Origin of the sequence: Marinobacter sp. UBA2498 (genome assembly GCF_002341575.1) — a bacterium.
In the GTDB taxonomy this organism is placed as follows: domain Bacteria; phylum Pseudomonadota; class Gammaproteobacteria; order Pseudomonadales; family Oleiphilaceae; genus Marinobacter; species Marinobacter manganoxydans.
Map to the genome: position 1 here is coordinate 40,155 of NZ_DDOI01000157.1, position 4,400 is coordinate 44,554.

The following is a 4,400-nucleotide window of genomic DNA, read 5'->3' on the forward strand; positions in this document are numbered from 1 at the left end:
CTCGCTGAGTGTTTGCAGATTGCCCTTGATGGTGGTGGTAAGCGAGTGGCTCTGCCGATTACCAGTGCTGGGGATATTCCGACCGTGCCTGGGGAGTTGTTTACCAAATTCCAGACCAACTTCTATGCGGATCCGGTGGATGCGGTGTTCAAGGTTTTGGGGGTAGATTGAGATCTAAAGGCACCCCGACCAGAGATAAGCGGGTGGGGTGCTGGCGAGTTGTCACTGGCTACCCCGTCTAGGTGTGGCAGATTGGGCATATTATCTTAGTATTTTGCCCTGAATGTGCCACACCGCCGGCCAGAATCCACGTTCTTTATCGCCCGCATCGGTTTGCGAAAATATCTAAAACCTCCTTCCCTGGTCGGGAAAGGCCGCGGCTGACTCTGTGGTTCAATGCAACTTCAAAAGCACCGGGTTGCCCCTACTTAGTGCCCATCCAGAAACACGCATTTAACGACTTCAAATCCCGGTAGGTTCGGGGAGACCCCGATGGCCAGCGGAGAATCGACAACGATCTCTGGACGCCCTCAGGGCCAAGGGCGTGGGTATCTACGTCAAACATTAATGTGTTTGCAGAAGTCGAATCAATTCCGGCACAGTGGCATCTTGATCATCGATGGAGCCGTAGAGTTCACCGACCGTATCTGCAATGGCTCTGGCGCTTTTTAAATCTTCAAGCATGGCCCGATAGTAACCGACGTCCTTATTTGCATTGGCAATGCTGAACCGGAAACCTGACGGATCATTCCGTTCGATATAGGGCCGCAATCTCTCCAGAATCACACCACCGCCTCCACCATTGCCGAGAACGGAAAGCAGAGATTCGTCGTCAATACCCGCCTTGCGAGACGCCGCGACCGCCTCGGAAAGAACCGCCGAAAAACCCAGCGACACGAAGTTATGCACAAGTTTCAGAGTGTGCCCTGCTCCCACACCACCGGCATGGGTAATGGTTTCCGCGAAACTCTGAAGCAACGGCAATGTTTCCGAGAACAGGGCATCAGGCGCGCCAACGATCAGATTAAGTCGCCCTTCTTCCGCTTCCTTGGGCGTCCGGGTCATGGCGGCGTCCATGAACCGTCCGCCAGCTTCATTAACCTGCCTGGCAACCTCTGCTGTCGAGCTGGGCAACGCTGTGGAACAATCAATTACTATGGTTCCCGGGCGCAGCCCCTCCAACACACCCCCAGACTCAAAGAGCACCGCCTTGACCTGAGGTGAGCCGGTCACGCACAGGATAACGATGTCAGAATGCCGGGCCACCTCACCAGCACTTTTCAGAGGCGTGGCTCCCGCAGACACCAGATCCTCAGCGGGTTGATTGCCAGGATGCTCAAGAAAACTCAGGGGATACCCTGCCCGTTGAAGGTTCCGCGCGATACCATGGCCCATCAGGCCAACACCAATAACTCCGACTCTGTCCCTATGCGACATTATGCTCTCTCCCAAACAGCGATTTGATGGTTAGCCATGCCGAACTGCGACCGTTTTAATGCGGGTGAAGCTGCGCAATCCCTCAAAACCTTTCTCGCGACCATGGCCCGAACGCCCGACCCCGCCGAAAGGCAGCTCTATGCCACCACCGGCACCGTAATTATTGATAAACACCTGCCCACATCGAAGCTGTCTGGCCAGGCGCCATTGCCGCCCGCCGTCCGTCGTCCACACGCCCGCGCACAAGCCAAAGTCCGTTTCGTTGGCCAACGCAAGGGCCTCGTCCTCAGACCGGAAACGCTGTACAACCAGCACAGGTCCGAACAACTCCTCCCTCAACAGTTCATGGCCCTCAGGAATATCAACCAGAACCTGCGGCTCTACAAAATGTCCTGCTCCTGGTGCCGTATCGGCCAGCCTGCCTTTCGCAAGAACTCGTACACCACTGGAAAGCGCCGCCTCAAGCCTCGATTCCAGCACGGATTTTTGCCGTGCATTGATCAAGGGGCCGCAATCCGCATCGGCCTCACCGACATCACAGCGCAATGCGAAAAAGCGCTCAGCAAGGCGATCAAGAAATTGATCCGCCACCGCGTCGTCGATAAGCAATCGGCTACCCGCTGAACAGGTCTGGCCCGCGTTCTGAACAATGCCTCTTACGACTGCCTCAAGTGCTGCCTCAATATCGGTATCGGCAAACACGATCTGTGGCGACTTACCACCCAGCTCAAGGGTAACGGGCACGTGGTGCCTGGCCGCCGCCTGAGTCACCAGGGTGCCCGTCTCCGGTGAGCCGGTGAACGACAGATGGTCAATCCGTGGATGAGCCGCCAAGGCAGCGCCAGCCTCGCGCCCAAGCCCGGGAACAACATTGAGCACGCCCGCAGGAAGACCGCACTCCATCGCCAGTTCAGCCAGTCGCAACACGCTCAGACAGGCATCTTCGGCCGGTTTGACCACAACCGTGTTACCCGCCGCCAGGGATGCGGCAACGCAACGCCCGAAAATCTGCGCCGGATAATTCCAGGGGATAATCTGCGCGCACACTCCGAAAGGCTCCCGCAACGTCATGACCGAAAAGCCACTTTCGAAAGGGATTGTTTCCCCATGGAGTTTATCGGCGGCGCCGGCATAGAAACGGAAGTAGCGGGCACACGCCTTTATGTCTCCCCGAGCCTGAGACATCGGTTTGCCAGTATCGGCACACTCCAGGGCCGACAACTGCTCCTCGTTTCGTTCAATCTCCTGGGCAAAGTCCAGGAGCCACTGGCCACGTGAACGCGCTGTCCACGTCAACCAGCCAGTGAGTGCGCCCGAAGCCGCGCGGACCGCGGCGTCAACTTCACCAGCCCCACACCTGGCAATCTGGCCGATGGGTTCTCCGTAGGAGGGCGCCTCAACCGTGAGCGTGGAGCGGGTGGCGACCCATTCACCGCCAATCAATGCTTTTTCTGTTGGCATATCGGGTAACGAAAGCATGTCCGGCCTCCATGGTTAGCGATCAGTACAGAAGGTCCACAAGCCCCATAGAGATCCAGGGCATATAGGTGATGGCAAGGAGGCATGCCAATACTACGAGCACAAACCGCATCAACCAGGGTAGTAGCTGATCAATAGACAGTTTCGCGACGGCACACGCTGCAAACAGATTGACCCCCAACGGCGGTGTGAACATCCCAAGCGCCAGATTCACAACAACGATCAGGCCAAAATGAACCGGGTCGATACCGTACTGGATTGCGATGGGGGTAAATATTGGCGCCAGCACCAGAATTGCTGCCGACGTCTCAATAAACATACCGACGATTAACAGCATCACGTTAACCGCCAGCAAAAAGGCAATAGGGCTCTCAAAAATTTGAGTCACCCATGCAGCAACTTCACCCGGCAGCCCAGAACGGCTGATCAGGAAGCTGAACAGCGCCGCCGCCGCAATGATCAGCATCACAGCTGCCGTTGATATGACACTTTCCCGAAAAATCGGGAACAGTTCAGCCATTGGCAGTTCCCGATATACCAGTCCCCCAACGATCAGGGCGTAAACGACCGCCACTGCAGAAGCCTCAGTGGGCGTAAACACACCACCGTAAATACCGCCAATAACAACGACCGGCATCAGCAAAGCCGCCCATGCGCGCTTGAAGGCGGTCATAAAGTCATGACGATCCTCTCTGTCTCGCAATCCATACCCGCGTTTCTTGCAGAACAGGAAAAGGAACAGCAGTAACGCGCCACCAATCAGAAGCCCCGGGCCGATACCGGCAATGAAGAGCTTTCCAATGGAGGTATCCGTGCTCACGCCGTAGAGAATCAGAGGAATGGAAGGCGGGATCAGAACGCCCAGTTCAGCCGACGAAGCCTGGATCGACGCAGCCAGTGGGCGCGGATAGTCATGCTTGACCATGGCGGGAATAAGAATTGAGCCAATTGCAAAGGTTGTTGCCACGCTGGACCCGGACACCGCTGCAAACATCATGCAGGTCAGAACGCAGGTCATGGCAAGACCACCCTGAAGGCCACCTACCATGGATTTGGCAAGATCCACCAGCCGTCGGGAGATACCGCCCGCGGACATCAGATTGCCCGCCAGAATGAAAAACGGAATCGCCATCAACGGAAAGCTGTCGATACCGACAAACATTTGCTGGGGAACCAGCAACAGCGGCAGAGGGGAAAAAAACTCAATGCCGATGATGGATGCCAGCACAATCGAAATGGCAATAGGAACGCCCAGACTGAAAAGTATGATCAGTGACAGGCCAATAGCAGCATTCATACCGGGTCCCCCCCGTGGACAGGGCCAATAGACTCCTGGCCCCTTATTTGGGCAATCAGTCGAGTCACAACGGCGATCAGAGTAAAACCGGCACCCACGGGCATCGCGGCATATGCCCAGGCGATGGAAATGCCAAGCCCCGCGAGCATTTGTGATTGCACCCGGATTGCCATTGCCGTCCCGAAGT

General features: G+C 56.4%; 4 protein-coding genes. All 4 read right to left on the bottom strand.

The features are described 5' to 3' along the window. Window positions 1–564: 564 nt before the first annotated feature. The gene (locus tag B2W52_RS21780) at window positions 565–1,437 is read right to left on the bottom strand and encodes an NAD(P)-dependent oxidoreductase (RefSeq protein ID WP_286804067.1); all 873 of its coding nucleotides are present in this window, start codon (window positions 1,435–1,437) and stop codon (window positions 565–567) included. A 30-nt stretch (window positions 1,438–1,467) separates the two neighbouring features. Beyond that, a complete protein-coding gene (locus B2W52_RS21785; RefSeq protein WP_106763392.1) occupies window positions 1,468–2,916 on the bottom strand; it encodes an aldehyde dehydrogenase family protein in 1,449 nt (482 codons plus the stop codon). Window positions 2,917–2,938: 22 nt separating this feature from the next. After that, window positions 2,939–4,213 carry a TRAP transporter large permease gene (locus B2W52_RS21790; protein ID WP_106763390.1) on the bottom strand — a complete coding sequence of 425 codons (1,275 nt, stop codon included), beginning with the start codon at window positions 4,211–4,213 and terminating at the stop codon, window positions 2,939–2,941. Next, on the bottom strand, window positions 4,210–4,400 hold a 191-nt coding region (locus tag B2W52_RS21795; protein WP_286804068.1), incomplete at its 5' end, for a hypothetical protein. The genes B2W52_RS21790 and B2W52_RS21795, both read right to left, overlap by 4 nt.